Raw genomic sequence first — 19,680 nt, 5'->3', positions numbered from 1 at the left:
TCGGCTTGTTATTGGAATAGGGAAATCGTGGCAAACTCAATATTGAGAGATTACTCAATTTTGAATAATCTGCCACAAACGAACCGCACCCTCAATAACGACAAGAGACCGACATGCACAACGACAACACCACGCTGCCTGCGACAGTGGACATACTGATCATCGGTTACGGCCCGGTTGGCGCCACGCTGGCCGCCCTGCTCGGCCGCTACGGCGTCCATGCCCTGGCGGTGGACAAAGTTCATGAGGTGTTGCTGATGCCCCGCGCGATCGCCCTCGACAACGAGGCGCTGCGCATCCTCCAGCTGGCGGGGCTGGCCGAGGACGCGTTCGACAAGATCGTCATACCCGAGGTCCGCATGCACTGCCCGATGGTTGGCCAGTTCGGTCGCGCCAATACCAGCGGCAGTCTGGACGGCCACCCGAAGTTGGTGACCTTCTATCAACCGGACCTGGAACACTCGATGCGCGCCCAGTCCCGTCGCTTCTCCACTGTTCAGCACCTGGGTGGCTTCGAGCTGGTGGACCTGATCCAGGATGACACCGGCGTACTGGCCATCCTGCGTGGTGAAGATGGCAGCCAGCAGCAGGTCCGTTCGCACTACCTGGTAGGCGCCGATGGCGCCAGCTCGAAAGTGCGCAGCCTGATCGGCCAGGACTTCCAGGGCACCAGCTATAGCGAGGACTGGCTGATCGTCGATGCCGCCGAGCGCGAACAACAGGCCATCGACCACGTGGAGTTCATCTGCGATCACCGCCGCCCTACCCCGCACATGCCGGCACCGGGCGGACGAGAGCGTTGGGAATTCATGCTTCGGGCCGGCGAAACCCGGGAGCAGATGGAGAACGATGAACACATCGCCACGCTGCTGCAGCCCTGGATAGCCGCGGACCAGCTGAAGATCGAGCGCAAGGCGGTCTATCGATTCCACGCGCGTTGCTGCGAGCGCTTCCAGAGCGGCCGGGTGTTCCTCATCGGCGACGCGGCGCACATTACCCCGCCCTTCGTCGGCCAGGGGCTGGTGGCCGGCCTGCGCGATGCCGCCAACCTGGCCTGGAAACTCGCCTGGGTCGTGAATGGCCGCGCCAGCTCGAAGATTCTCGACAGCTACGACCAGGAGCGCCGCCCTCACGCCCGCGAAATGATCGCACTGGCGAAACTGATGGGCAGCATGGTGATGCCCAAGAACGCTCCCTTGGCTTTTCTGGGGCACGGGCTGATGCGGTCGCTGCGGTTGGTCCCTTACCTGAGATCCCTGTTCGAGGAACTGGAGATCAAGCCAAAGAACAACTTCAAGCATGGCCTGTTCATGCCAGTAGTCCGTGGTCGCCGGCTGCGTCGTGGTGGGCTGTTCCCGCAAGGGCTGGTACGTACGCAGGATGGCAGCATCAGCCTCAGCGACGACAGCCTCGGTGACAACCTGACCCTGGTCGGCTTCGGCGTCGACCCTTGCGCCCAACTGGACGAGGAAATTCGCCGCTGCTGGGAGGGTTGCGGCGGCCGCTACCTGCAGGTCGGGCTGCAGGGGCAGAAGAGCCGTGCCGCTGCCACTACCCCCTTTATCGAGGATCTCAACCACGCCCTGCTCGGCAAGGCACCGGCAGGCTCACTCGCCGTGGTGCGCCCCGATCGCATCGTCATGCATGAAGGTTCGCACGCCCAGGCCGGCAAGCTGATCCGGGAAAGCCTGGCGCTGCTCGGCTATTGAGTCGGCCTGCCCCAATGCGGACGCTTCCACTATCATCGGGCCTACTTCCTCCAGCGAGTGGCCCAATGAGCAACACAGCCCAACCCGACGCCCCTCTGACCCGCGGCCATAAAAAGCGCGAGCGCACGCGTCAGAGCCTGATCGAGGCCGCGCTGCGCCTGCTGGCGCGCAAGGAAGTCGGCGAGGTCGCCTTGCTGGAGGTAGCCAGCGAGGCGGAGGTGGCCAGCGGCACCATCTACAACTATTTCCGCACCCGCGACGAAGTCATCGAGGCGGTCGGCATCGCGCTGGCCGACAAATTCTCCGAGACTATTTCGGCCCTCAGCATCGGCGTGAACAGTGGCGCCCTTCGCCTGGCGATTGGCGTGCGCATGTTCATTCGCCGCGCGGCGGCAGATCCGACCTGGGCCAGCGCGGTCATTCGCGTGGTGCATTTCGATCAGGCGATTCGCTCGAAGATTGCCAACTACGTGCTGGTCGATCTGCGTGCTGGTGCGGAGGAAGGCGTCTTTTCCTACCTCGACGAAAATATTGCTCGGGATCTGGTGGTGTCCTGCGTGGTTGGCGGGATGCGCGCCGTCATAGAGGGGCGCGGCATCCAGGAACACGACAGCCAGGTCGCGGAGATGGTGCTAAAGGCTCTCGGCGCCACCCCTGCCCGCGCGCGCAAGCTTGCCCACCAGCCGCTGCCAGGCTGAGCAAAGCGACCGAGCACACTCCTCTTTGCGCCAGTTGGCGCGCCCTCACCGCAGGCTCAGTAGAGCAAGCTGTTTGCAGCGACTGTCATTTTGCTCGTCCAGACCTGGACAGGCCCTGCAGCCTTTGGGGCATTGCTGCCTGCAAACCTTGGCAATCGCGCCGCCCGCCTTGCACTCGCACCCCGCATACGCCTGCGCATGCTTGAGCGCCGTCAAAATGCTCATCATCAGATAAAAACAAAATCAATTGACCAGATTTGAACATTACTGTTCAATTAACTCATGTCGAATCTGGAGGTATTCCGTTGACCCGTCTCAATCAAGCTCAGCGCCGTATTCACCAGGCAGCCCTGCGCCTCTTTGCCGAGAGGGGGGTCATGCAGCTGAATATCAGTGACCTTGCCGAGGAGGCGGGAGTGGCGCGCGGCACCATCTACAACAACGTGGAGACGATGGAGCAACTCTTCGAGCAGGTGGCCAGCCAACTGAGTAGCGAGATGCATCAGCGCATCGCGCTCAGCTTTGCCGGTGTCGAGGACCCGGCCGAGCGCCTCTCCAAGGGCGTACGCCTGTTCATCCGGCGAGCCCACGACGAGCCCCACTGGGGAGCGTTCCTCAACCGCTTTGCGCTGAGCGACGCCTCGATGCGCGAGATGCTCTACAGCCAGGCCACCATCGACCTGCTCCAGGGGATGAAGACCGGTCGCTACCAGATTCGTCAGGAGACGTTGGCCAGTGTGATCTCGCTGATTGCCGGCGCCACGCTTGGGGCGATTTTCATGGTGCGCGAGGGAATAAGAACCTGGCGCGACGCGGGCACCGAAGCCGTTGAGCTGCTGCTTCGCGCTCTGGGTGTTCCCGCCGAGGAGGCGTTGCGGTTGGCCAGGCTCGATCTGCCGCCCCTACCCGCTGTGGACTGACTGTTTATCCGGTTTCTAGCGACCCCGTCATTCGAGGTCGAAGGCGAAGCCTTGCCTGAAAAAAGTGCGGAGAACAACAATGACAATACCAAGCATGCAACCCCCGCTGGTGACGCCTCAGCCCGCCAGGCATCCCCAGCCCACGGTGAAGGCCACGGCACTTGCCCACCTGATCTTCGAGCGCCCGGACCTGGATCTGGCCGAGCGTTTTCTCGTCGACTTCGGCCTGCGCGTGGCCCGCCGCGATGCCGACAATCTCTATATGCGCGGCACTGGCAGCGCCGCCTACTGCTACCAGGTCCGTCGTGCCGAGAAGACACGCTTCGTTGGCCTCGGTCTCGCCCTCGCCTGCCGGGCGGATCTGGAAACCATCGCGCGCCTGCCGGGCGCCTCTGCCATCCAGCCCAATCAGGCCCCGGGTGGCGGCGAAAAGGTATGCCTGACCGACCCCTCCGGGTTCGTCGTCGAGGTGGTGTTCGGTCAGGCTCCTGCCGAAGTCATTCCACATCGGCCCGCACTGCCGCTCAACCAGGTCGACAGCCATGCCCGTATCAACGGCACTCAGCGCCCTCCCATCACTCCACCGGAAGTGATCCGGCTGGGTCACGTGGTGCTGGAAGTGGCCGACTTCCAGGCCACGTGCGCCTGGTACACCCGGCACTTCGGCCTGATCCCCAGCGATGTCCAGGTACTGCCCGACGGCTCGCCCGCCGTCGCCTTCATGCGCCTGGATCTGGGCAACGAGCCGGCCGACCACCACACGCTGGCCATGGCCCAGGGATTCATGGCGACCTACAGCCACAGCGCCTACGAAGTGGTGGATGCCGATGCCGTCGGAGTCGGCCAGCGCATCCTGCAGGAACGTGGCTGGAAGCACGCCTGGGGTATCGGCCGGCACATTCTCGGTAGCCAGATCTTCGACTACTGGCAGGACCCCTGGGGCGACAAGCACGAGCACTACTGCGACGGCGATCTGTTCACCAGCGAGCGCCCCACCGGACTGCACAGCGTAAGCCCCGAAGCCATGGCCCAGTGGGGCCAACGCATGCCGAAGAGTTTCACCAAGCCGGTACTCAACCTCACCAATCTGCGGCTGCTGCTGCGCAACCTGCGGCGCAGCCCCGACCTGACCTGGCGAAAGCTGGTGATGCTGGCACGGCTTTTCGGATAGCCCGCGCCATGAAGATCTGGAGTCGCCGCGCAACGCTCAAGGCCGGGTTGACCCTGGCAGGCGGAGCCTTGCTGCCGACTTCGACGAGCAGTTTTACAGAACAACAACACCCAGCCTCCGTGCCACCACCCTCCTCTTCGGGAGCCATCGTCATGCCCGTTCATGTAGTCCGCTTTGAACACCAGAACCAGGTCCAGTGGGGCGTCATCCGCCAGGACCGCATATCGATCATCCCCGGAGAGTTCGCCACTACCGGCGAGCTGATACGGCAGACCCGCATCAGCGAGCTGGCCGAGCTGCGCGGTGATGAGCTGAGCCTGGATGCCGTCACCCTGCTGTCGCCGGTGACGCAGAACCAGCAGTTCGTGTGTCAGGGCGCCAACTACCGGCAGCACATGATCGAGTCGGGGATGGACCCCGACGCGAAGAACTTCAACATGATCTTCACCAAGGCCTCCAGCTGCATCGTCCCGGCGAACAGCCCGCTGATCAAACCGCGCGTGGTGCGCTTCCTGGATTACGAGATCGAGCTCGGCCTGGTGCTCAAGCGCGAAATCACGGACCAGGTGCAGGTCACGGACGCCAACCTGCACGAGTTCGTGGCCGGATTGGTGATCGTCAACGACTACTCGGCGCGGGATATCCAGATTCCGCAGATGCAGTTCTACAAGGGCAAGAGCTTCCGCACCTTCGGCCCGGTCGGGCCCCATCTGTGCCTGCTGGAAGCCAAGGACATGGGCTATCTCAAGCGCCTGCAGCTGCACTTGACCGTCAACCAGCAGACGCGCCAGAACGACAATACCGCCAACCTGGTGTATGGGCCCGCGGAAACCCTCACCGAGCTCTCCGGCGTGCATGACTTTGCCGCCGGCGACCTCATCGCCACCGGCACGCCGGCGGGCTGCGCCCTGACCATCCCGTCGCCTGCCAAGCAGCGCATCGGCGCCCTGCTGCCAGAGTCGGTGAAATGGAAGGTGTTCATGAAAGCCCAGGAGGGCCGCAGCAGCCACTACCTGAAGGTAGGCGACGTGGTGGAAGCGTCCATCCGCAGCGCCGATGGCGCCATCGACCTCGGCGTACAGCGCAATGTCGTGGTGGAGCAAGCCTGATGGCCGTTCGTTCCCTGCACGATATTCACGTCCTCGAAACCCCGCCCCTGGCGCAACGGGGCCTGGCCTCGAGCACCTACGAAGCCTTGCGGCGCTGCGCCGCGGAGTATGCCAACGCGCCAGCGCTGAGTTTCTTCCTGCACAGCAAGGACTATCCGAACACCCATGAGTGGAGCTATGCAGAGCTGTTCGCGGATATCACCCGGGCGGCCAACGCGTTCCATGACCTGGGCATCGGCCCCAAGGATGTGATCGCCTTCCTGCTGCCAAACCTGCCGGAAACCCACTTCACCATCTGGGGAGGTGAAGCTGCCGGCATCGTCATGGCGGTCAACCCCATGCTGGAAGCCTCGCAGATCGGCGACCTGCTTCGCGCGGCCGGCGCCAAGGTAGTGGTGACGCTGGCCCCCACTCCGGGAGCGGACCTGTGGGACAAGCTCTCCAGCGAGCTGGAACGCCTGCCCTGCGTGCAGGACATCGTATGGGTGGGCATGACGCCCTATGTGGGCGTGCTGCCCGGACTCGCCTTGCGCTGGATGGCTGCACGGGAGAAATCACGCCACCCGGGACGGCGCATTCACAACCTGCGCGCCCTGATGCGCCGGCAGCCCCAGGACCGCCTCAAAAGCGGCAGGCAGATTCGCTCCGATGAGCATTCATCGTACTTCTGCACGGGAGGTACCACCGGCCTGCCGAAGATCGCCATCCGCACCCACGGCTCGGAGGTATTCAATGCCTGGTCCATGGATGCCGCCACCCAGCCGAGAGCTTCCGGCCAGGTGATCTTCTGTGGCCTGCCCCTGTTCCATGTCAACGGTCAGCTGGTGACCGGACTCATGCCCTGGACCCATGGTGACCGGGTGATCATCGGCACGCCCCAGGGTTACCGTGGCGAAGGGGTCATCGCCAATTTCTGGGGCATGGTTCAGCACTTCCGGATCACCTCCTTCTCCGGTGTGCCGACCGTCTACTCTGCGCTGCTGCAGCATCCGGTAAACGGCTTCGATCTCTCCAGCCTGCAGTACGCGCTGTGTGGCGCGGCACCCATGCCCGTCGAACTGTTCCGCGAGTTCGAACGTCGCGTCGGGGTGCGCATTCTCGAAGGCTATGGGCTGACTGAAGGTGCCTGCGTCTCCTCCAGCAACCCGCCGGAAGGCGAACGACGCGTCGGCTCCATCGGCCTGCGCCTGGCCTACCAGGACATGCGCGCGGTGATACTCGACGACGCGGGGAGCTACCTGCGCGATGCCGCCGTGGATGAGGTCGGCGTCATTGCCATCCATGGCCCGAACGTGTTCGCCGGTTATTTGGACAGCAACCACAACAAGGGGGTCTGGATCGAGATCGAGCACCGGCGCTGGCTCAATACCGGTGATCTGGGCCGCCAGGATGCCGAAGGCTATTTCTGGCTGACGGGCCGCAAGAAGGAGCTGATCATCCGTGGTGGCCACAACATCGATCCCAAACAGATCGAGGAGGCCCTGCAGGCGCACGCTGCCGTCGCGCTGGTGGCCGCCGTCGGCAGCCCCGATGCCCATGCGGGGGAAGTACCCGTTGCCTACGTTCAGCTCGCTGCCGGGCAGAGCACCAGCAGCGCCGAGCTGATGGCTTTCGCCAGCGCCAAGATCCCTGAGCGCGCGGCGGTTCCCAAACGCATCGAAATTCTCGACACCCTGCCAGTCACACCGGTCGGGAAGATTTTCAAACCCGCCCTGCAGCAACGCGAGATCGCCCTGGTCATTCGCCACGAGGCCGAGGCACTCGGCATTTCCGAGCTCGGCGTCGAGGTGGTTCAGGACGCCAAACGCGGCCTGGTCGCCCAGATATCCGTCGCGCCCGAACAAGCGGCACTGGCCCAGGCGCTGGGCCGTTACAGCTTCCCCATCGAATGGCACAGCAAGTCCGGGAGGTCATCCATTGCCCCACCACCCTCTGCCCAGCTGACCAGCTGATCTAGCTCGTAGACACCGATGGCCGTCGCTCTGCCACGGCCAATGGGCCCGGCTGTGCCCGAAAAACGGCCAGAACGACTTCGCCACAACAATAACAAGAGGTAGTGAACTCCATGACTCGCATACAACCGCCATGGCGGCTGGCTCAGCTCGCCACCGCCATCACCGTTGCCACGCTCACCAGCACCGCCGCGTCGGCCGTGACCTTCCAGATTGGCGAGGTCGAAGGTCAGCTCGACTCCAACCTCGCCATCGGCGCCAGCTGGGCATTGCGCAACCCCGACCCGGATCTCCTGCACGACCCGGCCTCGGATGACGGCCGGCGCAACTTCAAGAAGGGCGAAACCTTCTCCAAGGTGTTCAAGGGCATCCACGACCTGGAGCTGAAATACGGCGAGACCGGCGTGTTCCTCAGGGGCAAGTACTGGTACGACTTCGAGCTCAAGGACGAAAGCCGGCTCTTCAGCGACATCGACGAGCACAACCGCAAGGAAGCGGCACGCTCCTCGGGGGCGCAGCTACTGGATGCCTTCGTCTACCACAACTACCTGATCGGCGATCTGCCCGGCACGACGCGTGTGGGCAAACAGGTGGTGAGCTGGGGCGAAAGCACCTTCATCCAGGGCGGCATCAACACCATCAACCCGGTCGATGCATCGGCCTTCCGCAGGCCCGGCGCCGAGATCAAGGAAGGACTGATCCCCGTCAACATGCTGTACCTCTCGCAGAACCTGACCGAGGAGGTTTCCGTCGAGGGCTTCTACCAGCTGGAATGGGATCAGACCGTCATCGACAACTGCGGCACCTTCTTCTCGCCAACCGACGCTCTGGCTGACGGGTGTTCGGGGCTCTACGCCCCATCGGGCGCCGAGATCCCTCGGATAGGTGATCGCGATGCACGCGATGAAGGCCAGTGGGGTGCCGCCCTGCGCTGGTTCGCGCCCGAACTGGACAGCGAATTCGCCGCCTACTTCATCAACTATCACAGCCGCATGGCTTACTTCAGTACCGTCGGTGCGACCACGGTCGGTGACCTGGGCAGCACCAAGTACTTTGTCGAATACCCCGAAGACATCCGGCTCTACGGACTGAGCGCCAGCACCATGCTGCCGACCGGCACAACGCTCGCCGGCGAGATCAGCTACCGGCCGAACATGCCGGTTCAGATCAGCCCCGTAGATCTCGTACTCGCCACGGCTGGTGTCCCTGCGCTCTCACCGGTGCTTTCTTCCGGCGCGGTGCAGTTCGGCAGTGGCATGGACATTACCGGCTATCGGCGCAAGGAAGTGACTCAGGCGCAGATGACCGCTACCCACTTCTTCGATCAGGTGATGGGGGCCGATCGCCTGACGCTGGTCGGCGAGGTCGGTGTGGTGCATATCGGCGGCCCGGAGGGCCAAGGCGACCTGAGATATGGCCGCGCCACTGCGTTCGGCCAAGGAGAGCTATATCCAGACAACAGCCAGTGCAGGGGGCTGACCAACGCCTCGACACCGAACAACTGCACGGACGACGGATTCGCCACCAGCACCTCCTGGGGCTACCGCGTGCGCGCCATCTGGGAGTACAGCAACCTGATTCCCGGTGTGGACCTGCGCCCCAGCCTCGCCTGGTCCCACGATGTCGGCGGCTATGGCACCGAGCCCGGCTTCAACGAAGGCTCCAAGGCCATCAGCCTGGGCATCGATGCCAGCGTCCTCAGCACCTACAGCGCCAACCTCTCCTACACCGACTTCTTCGGCGGTGACTACAACACCAACATCGATCGTGACTTCGTCGCCCTGAGCTTCGGCGTTGCCTTCTGAACGAGTGATCACAATGAAAATAAAATCCCTGATCCTTGCGACTACCTCTCTTTCCCTCGCCATTCACTGCACGGCCCAGGCCGCCGTGCCTGCCAGTGAGGCGGCCAAACTCGGCGATACGCTGACCCCGATTGGCGCCGAGAAAGCCGGCAATGCCGATGGCAGCATCCCCGCCTGGACAGGCGGCCTCGACAAGGCAGCGGCCAGCGTCGACTCCGCAAGCGGAAGGCCGGCCAATCCATTCGCCGATGAGCAACCGCTATTCACCATTACTGCCGAGAACCAGGAGCAGTACGCCGACAAGCTCAGCGAGGGGCAGCGCGCCATGTTCAAGCGCTATCCCCAGAGCTATCGCCTGCGGGTCTTTCCCACCCATCGCAGCGTAACGGTGCCCGAGCAAGTGCAAAAAGCCGCGGCGCGCAATGCGCTCAGTACCACGCTGATCTCGAACGGGGACGGCCTGAAGGACTTCGAGACAGCCATACCCTTCCCGATTCCCCAGAGCGCCATCGAGGTGATGTGGAATCACCTCACCCGCTACCGCGGGGGTAGCGCCCGCAGAAGCTATGTGCAAGCCACACCCACGGCGAGCGGCACTTATACAGCTGTTCACTTCAAGCAGCAGTTCGCGTACCGGGACCAGTTGAACGACTTCAACCCGGCGGACCCGGGCAACGTGCTGTTCTATTACCGGGAGCTGATCACCGCTCCCGCACGCCTGGCGGGTGACGTGGTGCTGGTCCACGAGACCCTCGACCAGGTCAAGGAACCGCGCAAGGCCTGGATCTACAACTCGGGCCAACGCCGCGTGCGCCGCGCCCCGCAGATTTCCTATGACGGCCCCTTCCCGGCCTCGGAAGGCCAGCGCACCTCGGACAACCTCGACATGTTCAACGGGGCACTGGATCGCTATGAGTGGAAGCTGCTGGGCAAGCAGGAGCTCTACATTCCCTACAACAACTACCAGCTCGAATCAGCCGAGCTGAAGTACTCCGACATCGTGAAGCCCGGCCATATCAACGCCGACCTTCCACGCTACGAGCTCCATCGGGTGTGGAAGGTTGAAGGAACGCTCAAGGCAGACGCCCGGCACATCTACGCCAAGCGGGTCGCATATATCGACGAGGACAGCTGGCAGATAGTCCTGCTCGACCATTACGACGCACGCGGCACCCTGTGGCGAGTTGCCGAAGGCTTCATGACGCCTCTCTATGACAAGCAGATCCCCATGCTGGGCGTGGAGGCGCTGTACGACCTCATCAACGGCCGATACATCGTCTCGGGGATGCGCAATGAGGAAAAGGACCCTCTCGAATTCGGCTTCAAGGTCTCGTCAGCCGAGTACACCCCAACCGCTTTGCGCAACGCCGGTGTTCGCTGACAAGCACGCCGCCATCAGTTGTTTCCACTCGGGACCGACGATCCTACTCCCGTTGATCGCCGAGAACTTTTGCCGCTCCTTCGGGGGCGGCCTTTTTTTGACCTCGTAGCCTACGAAAGCTGGCGACTCAGCCCGCTCGCCAATCAAGTTGCGCTACACCATCAGACGAGGCCATGGCCATGCCGAGTATTCGTAGCCATCTGCTCAAGGTGCTTCTCAAGCGTGAGATTCGTAAAACCTCCCACCTCCCCTTTTCGCAATGCCGCACGCTCATGGATCGCCAGGTCAGGCTGTTCAAGAACGCCAGTGGTGTATCGCAGAGTGCCGTGAAAGTCGGTGAGCGTGATGCGCAGTGGCTGGTCCCCGAACGAGCTGTTGCGGATGCCGCAGTGCTGTACCTGCACGGCGGTGCATATGTCTCGGGCTCCCTGAGGTCGCACAGGGCTCTGGCGAGCCACATCGCCAGGGCGAGCCAGGTTCGCGTGCTGCTTCTCGACTATCGACTGGCACCCGAACATCCGTTCCCTGCTGCGCTGGACGATGCCGTTGCCGCTTTCGCATGGCTGCAGAGCGAGCTGGGGCTGCAACCCGACCGTATCGTCATCGCCGGAGACTCGGCTGGCGGTGGGCTATCGCTGGCGACAGCGCTGCGCATCCGGAACAGCGGTCAGCCTCTTCCCCGAGCCCTTGTGGCACTGAGTCCCTGGACCGATCTGACATGCAGCGGTAAGTCGTTCGAACGGCTAAGCCACAAGGACCCCTTCTTCCCCACAGCCGATCGCCTGCAACAGGCAGCACTGGCCTATGCGCGCCAGATCCCGCTGAACCATCCGGAAGTCTCGCCCCGGTTCGCAGACCTTCGCGGGCTTCCGGACCTCTACATTCAAGTCGGATCTGACGAAGTACTGCTGAGTGACTCTGTAGATCTCGCCAATCAGGCGACCAAGGTCGGAGTCAAAGTCAGGCTCGAGGAATGGCCGGGCATGTGGCACGTCTGGCAGGCGTTCTGCGACTGGATGCCGGAGTCGCGAGACGCCATAAGCCGGATTGGCCAGTACATAAACGCTGCGCTTAGGCGCGATGCGTCGTAGACCAGTAGAGGCAGCAGCTGGCACACGCAGATCGCATCAAAGGATCCTGTGCGCCAGCTCGCCAGCGCCCTCGATGGACAACTGCAGAGTGTCGCCCCTCTCCAGCAAGCGGCCATTCTCGATTCCGCACCCACCGGGCAGCGTGCCGGTGCCGATCAGTTCCCCGGGATAGAGCGGCTCGGAACTGGACAGGAATGCCAGCAGATCTCCCAGCGAATAGCGCATGTCTGCGGTGGAGGTTTCCGAAACCAGCTCGCCGTTCAGGTGCACGGTCGCGGTAAGTGAGCCTATCCGCGGAAGCACCTCTTCCGCGGTTGTCAGGGTCTGCGACATGGAGGACAGGAAGTGTTTGCACTTCTGCGGGCCAAAGCCGGAACGCATCTCCGCGCGCTGAATATCCCGTGCGGAAAAGTCATTCAGGACGACGAAACCGCCAATGGCATCCAGGGCCTCATCGGGCGTGGCGTTGAACAGCGGCTTTGCCAGCACGATGCCAAGCTCGAGTTCGTAATCGAATGCCTGGGTGTGGCTCGGATACTTCACGGGCGTGTCACCAGGAACGATCGTCAGGTGATTGCTGAAGTAATAGATCGGCTGGCGCTTCCAGAGCGCCGGAGGGCGAAACGCCGGAAAAGGTGATTGGCTCAGGTGCTCATAAAGCTGGGTGATTCTGAAGGTCGCAGGCATGAAGCGCCTTGCGAATCCACGTGACGCCTGGATCCAGTGCTGCTCGAACAGCATGCAGTCACGGAACGAGCGCGGCTGGAAAGGCAGCACTGCCCCTCCTTCGCCTGGAGCTGCTGGAGCGAGCTCTCGCAGCCATTGAGGAATCACTGCCTCGGGAGCTCCCGCCACAATTTCAAGCCGCGACCCTTGGGGGGCGTCTGCGTCGCAGATGCGTCGAACCTTCATGGACAAGCCTCATTGTTGTTCGTTTTAATATCCAACTGGCTACAAGGTAGCCATCTGGATACTTAACGTCAACGGAGCACTCCATGCGCAAGGCATCGGCATCCATTCTGCCCGAGGGCAAACGGTTGTTACTGGCCGCCGCGGCCAAGCTGTCCGTGCTACAGGGCAGCCCGCACACCCTCGTCCTGCGCGAGGTCGCACGCGAGGCCGGCTTGAACCACAACACCTTCTATCGCCACTTCGACGACATGGAGTCGATGATGAGGGTGATGGCCGAAGACTTCGCAGCCCAGATCAGGCAAGGCGTGCGCGACGCGCGGGCCAGCGTGCAGCCTGGAGCACCGTTCTCGGGGATAGTGGTTGGCTGGCTCTTCGACGTGGCACGTCAGAATGCGGACATCTTCATGGTGTCGCTGCGAGAGCTGCACGGCCCCGCCGGGCCCTTGCGCGATGTGGTGCGCCAATCCCTTGCCGACCTGGCAACGGACATGTGCGAAGACCTGCAGCAGCTACCCGAGCTGCGAGCGGCAAAGCCGGAGATTCTGCGCAGCGCAGTTGATCTGCTGATCCGCAATACGGCCTGGCTGTGCCTGGACTACCTGCAGCAACCCGAGCAGCGCCAGGTACTGCTCGACAACGCGCATGAAGCATTCAGCTCCGCCATGGCTGGAGTGATAGCGCGTAGCAACGGAGCAAAATAGCTTTGTCCCCTTCCATTGAGCCGTTGATCCTGACGCAGAAGAAAACTCGCTTCTTGAATGATCGCGGCCCGGCTGGTCTGGGTTGTTCTCGCTACTGGCAAGCCACGCTGCCGATTGGCATCCGCTTGATCAGCTGGCATCGACGGCCAAACCTTCGCGACCGACCAGGCGTCGCCGTGCAGGTTCTCGGATACACAGCGCAGCGTGTCGTTGCGGCGTCGATGCAACAGGCTGCGGCCGCGGCGCTTGGGTGCGGGTAACAGCCCGCCGCGCCGGGCCCGTCCTTTCAGGTTGGCTAGTTGGGAATCATGTCCACCAGCAAGCGCAGGTAGGAGGTCATGCTCTGCCCGCCCACGGTGCCCTTGTAACCGTGGCTGTCGAACTGGGTGCTCTTGACCAAGTTGACGCGATAGCGCGGATTGGTTTCATAGGTGCGCCCCAGGGTGCTGGCGGAACGGCTGTTGAACAGATCGGCGCTGACGATCACGAACTCGCGCGGCTTGCGCCTGCCATTGGCACCGCTGTTGTTCGGGCTGCTGAAGATGTCGCCGGTGGCGGTCATCGCGCTGCTGTATTGCTCGCGGCCGCGCAGGCTGGTCTTGCCGCTGGCGATCACGAACTGGCCGTTCTGCGGGCGGTACTTGTCGCCGCTGGTCAGGTAGCTGGCCAGCACGTCATACAGCGCCCAGCTGCTGCCACTGCCCAGCTCGGCATTGCGCAGGTCGAAGACGAACACGCCGCCGGTGCCGATCACTTCCATTTCCATCTGGCCGAGGCTGGCGTTGTTCTGCACCAGCAGGCCGGTGTTCTCGTCCACGCCAAAAGCGAACGGCACGCCGGTGTAGTCGGCCAGGCGCACGATACGGCCCTGGCGACCACGCTCGCTGAAGTGGGTGTCCAGCAGACCGTAGTTGAAGAAGCCGAAACCGCCTTGCGGGTCATAGGACAGATCATCACCGGACGGCGTGGTGTAAGGGCCGTAGCGCAGCGCCTCGTAGCTTTCGCCGCCGGTGACCATGGGGCCATCGACCATGATCGCGGTACCGGCACTGGTGCCGGCCAGCACGGCGCCGGCGTTGTACTTGGCGCGGATCGCCGCCAGCGCCGGGGTGTCGCCACGGCTGGCGTTCTGCAGGGTCTGCACCAGACGCGACTGGTCGCCACCGCCGAAGAAGAAGCCGGTCATGCCATTGATCTGGCTGACCACGGTTGGGTTGCTGCTGTTGGCGATGTTGTCCAGGTCGATGGGTATCCACTCGGCCTTCACGGCGCCATAGGTCTTCAGCAGGTTGGCGTAGTAGGCGCCGTTGGCCTTGGAGTTGGCTGCATTGGCAGTGCCGGCATCCGGATCCTGGCTTTCCGGAATGGAGGCGGCGGTGATCACGCCGATCTTGGCCACGCCACTGCCGCCGGCCAACTGGATAAAGCGCTGGTAGATGGCCGCGTTGTCATCCTTGAGGCCGCCTCCCACCAGCAGTAACGCACCGGCGGCATGCCCCAGGCCGGGAATCAGGGCAATCAGCAGAACGGCATGGCGACACAGTTTGCTCAGTCTCATCTTCAGTTCTCCGTGGCTGCATCAGCTGCAGCTTTTTGTGGGTGTTGTGCAACGGGTACTGCGGAACGGGAAATCAATAAACGCTGAAGCGTTGGAAGTACTGGCGCTCGATGCGGCGGTAGACGCCGTTGTCGAGAATCGCCACCAGGGCCTGGTCCAGGCGTGCGCGCAGGGCCTCATCGCCCTTGCGCACGGCGATGCCCTGGCCCTTGCCGAAAAACTTGGGGGCCTGCACGGCGTTGCCGACCCGCTCGAAGCCTTTGCCGCGCTCGGACTGGAGGAAGCCGAAGTAGCCGGACACCGCGTCGTCGAGCACCAGGTCCACCTCGCCGCGCTGCAGGGCCTGATAGGTTTCTGCGGCACTGGCGAAGCGCACGATTGGCAGGTGCTTCTCATAGCGGGCGGCGAGGAAGCGGTCATAGGTGGTCTCGCGCTGCACGCCGATGCGTTTTCCGGTCAGGCGCCGCGGGGTGATGATCACCTCGTTGACAGTGCCCTCGCGGGCGAAGAAAAAGGCCGGGGTATGCGCGTAGCGCTGGGTGAAGTCCACCTGCGCCAGGCGTTCCTCGGTGATCGACATCGACGCCAGGATCAGGTCCGTACGGCGCTCCTGCAGTGCCGGGATCAGATCGTCCCAGGCGAAGCGCTGCAGCTCGCAACGGGTGCGCATCTGCACGCACAAGGCGTTGGCGATGTCGACGTTGAAGCCCTTGAGGCGACCGTTCTGGTCGAGCTCCTCGAAGGGTGGAAACTGTCCTTCCATGGCGATGCGCAGCGTCTCGGCCTGGGCCGAAAGCGTAATGAACATGCCAAGCAGCAGGCAGGCAAATCGCATGTCTCACTCCGCGAGAAAAAAAGGCGCCGGGCAGGCGCCTCAAGGCCAAAGGAGCAATCGAGCAGACCTTGAATCAAAGCAGCCGGCCTCCGCGCATGAGGTACGGAGGCCAGCGCCCTACAGACGGCCCGCGACAGGTGACACGGGCCGCAGGATCACAGGATGCTCAGCGGGTAGTCGACGATGACCCGGAACTCGTGCAGGTCGCCCTCGCCCTGGTCGCTGTTGGCATAGTGGAAGGCCTGGCGCAGGCGCACCGACAGGTCCTTGGCCGGGCCTTCCTGGACCACGTACTTGATGTCGATGTCGGTCTCGCTGTGCTCGCCGTCCTCGCCGTAGTAGCCGACGTAGCCGCCGTTCACATCCGCATCGGTGCCATCGATATCGCTGCCCTTAACGTAGGTGACCTTGGTGGTCAGGCCGGGGACGCCGAGGCCGCTCCAGTCGTAGCCGTAGCCAACACGCCAGGATTTCTCGTTCGGTGCGTTGAAGTCGGAATACTGCATGGAGTTGGAGAGGAAGATCGAGTCGCCGCCGACGTAGTCGAACGGGGTATCGCCGTTGACGCGCTGGTAGGCCAGCAGGATCGAGTGCGAGCCCAGGGCATAGGTGGCCGCCAGGCTGTAGGTGGTATTGCTGATGTCGCCCTGCAGGGCATCACCGGTATCGCTGGTGCGATACAGGTTGAGGTCGAAGTTCAGGTTCTGCCCTTCGCTGATACCCAGGGTGTAGTTGAGGTTGCCGTAGTACTGGTTCCAGGTGTCCTCGAAGCGCGAGGCATACAGGCCCACGGCGAGGTCATCGCTGACGTTGTACCAGCCACCCGCGAAATCGATGGTCTTGCCGATCTCGCCGCTGCCGTAGTTGAGGTACAGCTCCTCGTCACTGTTGGTCGAGTTGCGGTTGTTGTAGGCAGTGAAGTGACCGGCCTCCAGGGCCAGGCCATCGATCTCGCCGCTGCTGACATGGAAGCCGGTGGCGGTTTCCGGCAGCAGACGGCTATGGGAAGTGGCGAACACCGGCGCCTCGGTACGCATCTCGCCGTACTTCAGCACGGTCTCGGAGATACGCAGCTTGGCGGCACCGCCGGCCTCGCCGTATTCATCCTGGGCACGGCCCTCGTCGCTGATCGGCAACAGACCGGTGCCGGTGCGGCCGCGACCGCTGTCCAGCTTGATGCCCATGTAGCCATAGACATCGGCGCCAAAGCCGACGGTGCCCTGGGTGAAGCCCGAGGCAAACTCGGCCATCACGCCGTGGGCCCACTCCTCGCGGTAGTTCTGGCCACCGGGGTTGTTCTTGAAGTCGCGCTGAAAGTAATAGTTGCGGTTCAGCAGGCTCAGCTCGCTGTCTTCGACAAAGCCCTTGGCATCGGCCTGGCCGGCCACGGCCAGCTGGCTGCTGGCGGCGGCGACCGCCAGGGCGAGACAACTCAGTTTCACGAGGTTCATGTCTTACTCCGTTTTTAGTGTTGTTGGCGGGCCCGCGGGCCCTTCTTGGTTTTGCCCGGTCAGACAAAGAGTTCCGCTGTCAGCACCTCTGGACGTCGGCCCCTGCTGATCACCGCCTCCAGACACAGCGTCGACTCGCCGTCTGGCCAGCAGACGAAGTAGCCCGCGGTCTTCTTCGGGCTCTTCAGCTTGAATTTCCACTCGCGCTCGGCGAACTCGCCGACATCGCGCAGGCTCTGCTGCAGCTCGATGACCGCGAAGAAGCCGGCGGGCGTATCCACGCGCTCCAGCACGCGGGCTTCTGAGCTGCGCAGTGCTTCAGTGGCGGGCTGGTGGTCGTGCAGCAGCTTGTCCAAGGCGAACAGCTCCAGGTTGCTCAGTTGCATCGGTACATCTCGTTCTTGGTTTTCTTGCAGGCAAACGCTGCCCGTCCGCCCTGTCACGACAGGGCGAGTTCGAATGCACATCAGGTAATCAGGACGGTTTGGCGAGCCCGATCAGGCGCGCCAGGCTGCGTGCGGCCTCTTCCCGGCTGACGGTTTGCTGTGGCTGGAAGCGCCCGGATTCGGCGCTCATCCACCCTTCCCCGACCAGCAGCTCGGCCGCCTCGGCTGTGGCGGGATCGATGCCGGCCAAGTCCTTGAGCGGTGCACGGTGCGTCAGATCGGTCTTGGTGAAGCCCTCGACCAGGGCCTTGCAGGCCAGCGCCCACTCCGCCCGGGTCACTTTGCGCTCGCCGTCGAAGCGCTCGCCGCTGGGCAGCCAGCCATTGGAGACCACCACCTCGATCTGCTCGCGCAGCGGGTGGTCGCGGTCGATGTCGGCAAGCTTCGGCAACTTGTCCAAGGCCGGTTCGGCGGCCAGGGTCATCTGCAGCGCGTTGGCCAGCTCGTAGCGGGTCAGCGCCCGTTTTGGTTCGAAGCGGTTGTCGCCATCGCTGGTCATCAGGCCGCGGAAACTCACCGCGCGCACGGCGTCCGGCCAGCGGCTGGCGGCGGCGTCCTGCGGGCTGCTGCGCGCCGGGTCACCCAGGAAGGCATCCACCGGCGCGATGGCCAGGCGCACGTCCTGCACCGTGTAGTTGGTCAGCGAGTCGTTGAAGCGGCTGTGGGCCTGGAAACCCGCGGCCTCGCTGAGCTCGAAGCGATAGCCATAGTGGTAGCCGTTGGCCGGGTTGTAGCGGGTCATCAGTCCCACCTGGCGGGTGGCGGTATTGTCGGCCAGGCCGTAGAGCACCGCACGCGACATGGCGGATACCGCGGACAGGTCGGTGAGCAGCTGGTTGCCCACCAGGTATTCGTTACCGGCGGTGATCGGCTCCTTGCCCTGCGCCGGCTGCACCTTGCCGCTGGCTAGGTCGTAGCGGTCGCCATGGCCGAGCATGGCCAGGCGCACGTTCTGCAGGCGGGTACCGTAAAGCCCGAACTCCTTGTGCGCCTGACTGGCATCCATCACCGTCAGGTAGCCCTCGCCGAGCACCTGCAGCTGACCACCGGGCCGTACCCAGATCGCCGTGTTGGTATCCAGCCCGAAGCCCTTGGCCGGCTGCTGTTCGACCAGGTAGCTGGCCATGCGCGCGGCGCGACCTGTGCTGGTTTCCTCGATCTGGTCGAAGTGCTGGTCGATGATGCCGGCCTTGAACAGGCCCGCGCCCTTGAGCAGTGCGGTCCCGCGCTGATCGGCCTTGGCCGCGACGCCGAAGTCCAGGGTGTCCATGACCACGCCATAGGCGGTCGGCATGGTCGCCCCGAGAATGCTGGCGCCGGCGCTGGTGCCAGCGACCACGCCACCCTTGTCGAACACGCCACGCACCGCCTGCAGCGTCAGCGACTCGCTGCCGTCGCCGTTGTACAGCGCGCGAGCGATGCGCGCCTGGTCACCGCCGACGAACCACACGGCGCTGGCCTCGCTCAGCGGCTTGAGCACGGCCGGGTCGTTCATGGTGCTCTGGTAGTTCTGCTTGTCGATGCCGACGATGCTGATGCGCTCGGCCGGCACGCCCAGGGCCTGCAGCTCGGCCTGGAAGCGCTTGCTGGAACCGAGGCTGCCGCTGGCGGTTGGCATGATGGCTATACGCGCCCGCTCGGCGCCGCCAGCCAGTTCGATGAGCTTCTGGTACACCTCGGTGTTGCTGGCCCGCAGCATGCCGCCGACGGCCAGCAAATGGCCTTCGGCCAGGGTCGGCGCGCAATGGCCGGCAAGAATCAGGGCGGCGAGCAGCACGCCAGGCTTGGTCTGCATTCTCATTTCTTGTTGCTCTTCTTCTGAGTAGGGAGTGTTCGACACACAACCAAATTGACTCATTTATTTTCATTAATCAGTCAATTTGAAATGTTGTATACCAACGAAATCCTACGATCAACCCCAGATAGCACCACAGAAATAGA

16 protein-coding genes are annotated in these 19,680 nt (G+C 63.3%); 10 read left to right on the top strand and 6 right to left on the bottom strand.

The window, feature by feature from the left end; all coding sequences use genetic code 11:
* Window positions 1-113 precede the first annotated feature (113 nt).
* From IB232_RS21050 to IB232_RS21010, 9 genes are all read left to right on the top strand, one after another.
* On the top strand, window positions 114-1,709 hold the full coding sequence (locus tag IB232_RS21050; RefSeq protein ID WP_192400504.1) for a bifunctional 3-(3-hydroxy-phenyl)propionate/3-hydroxycinnamic acid hydroxylase: 1,596 nt from the start codon (window positions 114-116) through the stop codon (window positions 1,707-1,709).
* A gap of 65 nt (window positions 1,710-1,774) precedes the next feature.
* On the top strand, window positions 1,775-2,407 hold the full coding sequence (locus IB232_RS21045) for a TetR/AcrR family transcriptional regulator (protein WP_192400503.1): 633 nt from the start codon (window positions 1,775-1,777) through the stop codon (window positions 2,405-2,407).
* Between the two features lie 305 nt (window positions 2,408-2,712).
* Window positions 2,713-3,327 carry a TetR/AcrR family transcriptional regulator gene (locus tag IB232_RS21040; protein ID WP_192400502.1) on the top strand — a complete coding sequence of 205 codons (615 nt, stop codon included), beginning with the start codon at window positions 2,713-2,715 and terminating at the stop codon, window positions 3,325-3,327.
* A gap of 79 nt (window positions 3,328-3,406) precedes the next feature.
* Entirely contained in the window at window positions 3,407-4,498 is a 1,092-nt protein-coding gene (locus IB232_RS21035; protein WP_192400501.1) for a VOC family protein, read from the top strand.
* 152 nt (window positions 4,499-4,650) lie between these two features.
* On the top strand, window positions 4,651-5,607 hold the full coding sequence (locus IB232_RS21030; RefSeq protein WP_192400500.1) for a fumarylacetoacetate hydrolase family protein: 957 nt from the start codon (window positions 4,651-4,653) through the stop codon (window positions 5,605-5,607).
* Window positions 5,607-7,559 carry an acyl-CoA synthetase gene (locus IB232_RS21025; RefSeq protein ID WP_192400499.1) on the top strand — a complete coding sequence of 651 codons (1,953 nt, stop codon included), beginning with the start codon at window positions 5,607-5,609 and terminating at the stop codon, window positions 7,557-7,559. The genes IB232_RS21030 and IB232_RS21025 overlap by 1 nt, the downstream gene beginning before the upstream one ends.
* A gap of 113 nt (window positions 7,560-7,672) precedes the next feature.
* Window positions 7,673-9,364: a DUF1302 domain-containing protein gene (locus tag IB232_RS21020; RefSeq protein ID WP_192400498.1), complete on the top strand. Its 1,692-nt coding sequence runs from the start codon at window positions 7,673-7,675 to the stop codon at window positions 9,362-9,364.
* Window positions 9,365-9,377: 13 nt separating this feature from the next.
* The gene (locus IB232_RS21015; protein ID WP_192400497.1) at window positions 9,378-10,745 is read left to right on the top strand and encodes a DUF1329 domain-containing protein; all 1,368 of its coding nucleotides are present in this window, start codon (window positions 9,378-9,380) and stop codon (window positions 10,743-10,745) included.
* A 179-nt stretch (window positions 10,746-10,924) separates the two neighbouring features.
* Window positions 10,925-11,836 (top strand): alpha/beta hydrolase, encoded by a 912-nt coding sequence (locus IB232_RS21010; protein WP_192400496.1) that lies wholly within the window; start codon window positions 10,925-10,927, stop codon window positions 11,834-11,836.
* Window positions 11,837-11,872: 36 nt separating this feature from the next.
* Here the strand turns inward: IB232_RS21010 and IB232_RS21005 are convergent, their stop codons facing one another.
* A complete protein-coding gene (locus IB232_RS21005) occupies window positions 11,873-12,613 on the bottom strand; it encodes a fumarylacetoacetate hydrolase family protein (protein WP_318652299.1) in 741 nt (246 codons plus the stop codon).
* 218 nt (window positions 12,614-12,831) lie between these two features.
* Here IB232_RS21005 and IB232_RS21000 point away from each other — a divergent pair, with 218 nt between their 5' ends.
* Window positions 12,832-13,449 carry a TetR family transcriptional regulator gene (locus IB232_RS21000; protein WP_192400494.1) on the top strand — a complete coding sequence of 206 codons (618 nt, stop codon included), beginning with the start codon at window positions 12,832-12,834 and terminating at the stop codon, window positions 13,447-13,449.
* A 295-nt stretch (window positions 13,450-13,744) separates the two neighbouring features.
* Here IB232_RS21000 and IB232_RS20995 read toward each other — a convergent pair whose 3' ends face one another.
* The 5 genes from IB232_RS20995 to IB232_RS20975 all read right to left on the bottom strand — a co-directional run bounded on the left by IB232_RS20995 (window position 13,745) and on the right by IB232_RS20975 (window position 19,534).
* Window positions 13,745-15,007, bottom strand: coding sequence for a cyanophycinase (locus IB232_RS20995; protein ID WP_192400493.1), 1,263 nt, complete (start codon window positions 15,005-15,007; stop codon window positions 13,745-13,747).
* 73 nt (window positions 15,008-15,080) lie between these two features.
* Window positions 15,081-15,842: a transporter substrate-binding domain-containing protein gene (locus IB232_RS20990; protein WP_192400492.1), complete on the bottom strand. Its 762-nt coding sequence runs from the start codon at window positions 15,840-15,842 to the stop codon at window positions 15,081-15,083.
* 155 nt (window positions 15,843-15,997) lie between these two features.
* Window positions 15,998-17,293, bottom strand: a complete 1,296-nt coding sequence (locus IB232_RS20985) for an OprD family porin (RefSeq protein ID WP_192400491.1) — start codon at window positions 17,291-17,293, stop codon at window positions 15,998-16,000.
* A gap of 59 nt (window positions 17,294-17,352) precedes the next feature.
* Window positions 17,353-17,679, bottom strand: coding sequence for a hypothetical protein (locus IB232_RS20980; RefSeq protein WP_192400490.1), 327 nt, complete (start codon window positions 17,677-17,679; stop codon window positions 17,353-17,355).
* Between the two features lie 88 nt (window positions 17,680-17,767).
* Window positions 17,768-19,534 carry a cyanophycinase gene (locus tag IB232_RS20975; protein WP_225592455.1) on the bottom strand — a complete coding sequence of 589 codons (1,767 nt, stop codon included), beginning with the start codon at window positions 19,532-19,534 and terminating at the stop codon, window positions 17,768-17,770.
* Window positions 19,535-19,680 lie beyond the last annotated feature (146 nt).

It is taken from the genome of Pseudomonas sp. PDM15 (genome assembly GCF_014851565.1).
GTDB lineage: Bacteria > Pseudomonadota > Gammaproteobacteria > Pseudomonadales > Pseudomonadaceae > Aquipseudomonas.
This window is presented reverse-complemented; position numbering and strand designations above follow the sequence as displayed.

Coding starts and splice junctions, on each gene's coding strand:
- IB232_RS21050 (WP_192400504.1), top strand. CDS start 114: ATGCACAACGACAACACCACGCTGCCTGCGACAGTGGACATACTGATC.
- IB232_RS21045 (WP_192400503.1), top strand. CDS start 1,775: ATGAGCAACACAGCCCAACCCGACGCCCCTCTGACCCGCGGCCATAAA.
- IB232_RS21035 (WP_192400501.1), top strand. CDS start 3,407: ATGACAATACCAAGCATGCAACCCCCGCTGGTGACGCCTCAGCCCGCC.
- IB232_RS21030 (WP_192400500.1), top strand. CDS start 4,651: ATGCCCGTTCATGTAGTCCGCTTTGAACACCAGAACCAGGTCCAGTGG.
- IB232_RS21025 (WP_192400499.1), top strand. CDS start 5,607: ATGGCCGTTCGTTCCCTGCACGATATTCACGTCCTCGAAACCCCGCCC.
- IB232_RS21020 (WP_192400498.1), top strand. CDS start 7,673: ATGACTCGCATACAACCGCCATGGCGGCTGGCTCAGCTCGCCACCGCC.
- IB232_RS21015 (WP_192400497.1), top strand. CDS start 9,378: ATGAAAATAAAATCCCTGATCCTTGCGACTACCTCTCTTTCCCTCGCC.
- IB232_RS21010 (WP_192400496.1), top strand. CDS start 10,925: ATGCCGAGTATTCGTAGCCATCTGCTCAAGGTGCTTCTCAAGCGTGAG.
- IB232_RS21000 (WP_192400494.1), top strand. CDS start 12,832: ATGCGCAAGGCATCGGCATCCATTCTGCCCGAGGGCAAACGGTTGTTA.
- IB232_RS20995 (WP_192400493.1), bottom strand. CDS start 15,007: ATGAGACTGAGCAAACTGTGTCGCCATGCCGTTCTGCTGATTGCCCTG.
- IB232_RS20990 (WP_192400492.1), bottom strand. CDS start 15,842: ATGCGATTTGCCTGCCTGCTGCTTGGCATGTTCATTACGCTTTCGGCC.
- IB232_RS20985 (WP_192400491.1), bottom strand. CDS start 17,293: ATGAACCTCGTGAAACTGAGTTGTCTCGCCCTGGCGGTCGCCGCCGCC.
- IB232_RS20980 (WP_192400490.1), bottom strand. CDS start 17,679: ATGCAACTGAGCAACCTGGAGCTGTTCGCCTTGGACAAGCTGCTGCAC.
- IB232_RS20975 (WP_225592455.1), bottom strand. CDS start 19,534: ATGCAGACCAAGCCTGGCGTGCTGCTCGCCGCCCTGATTCTTGCCGGC.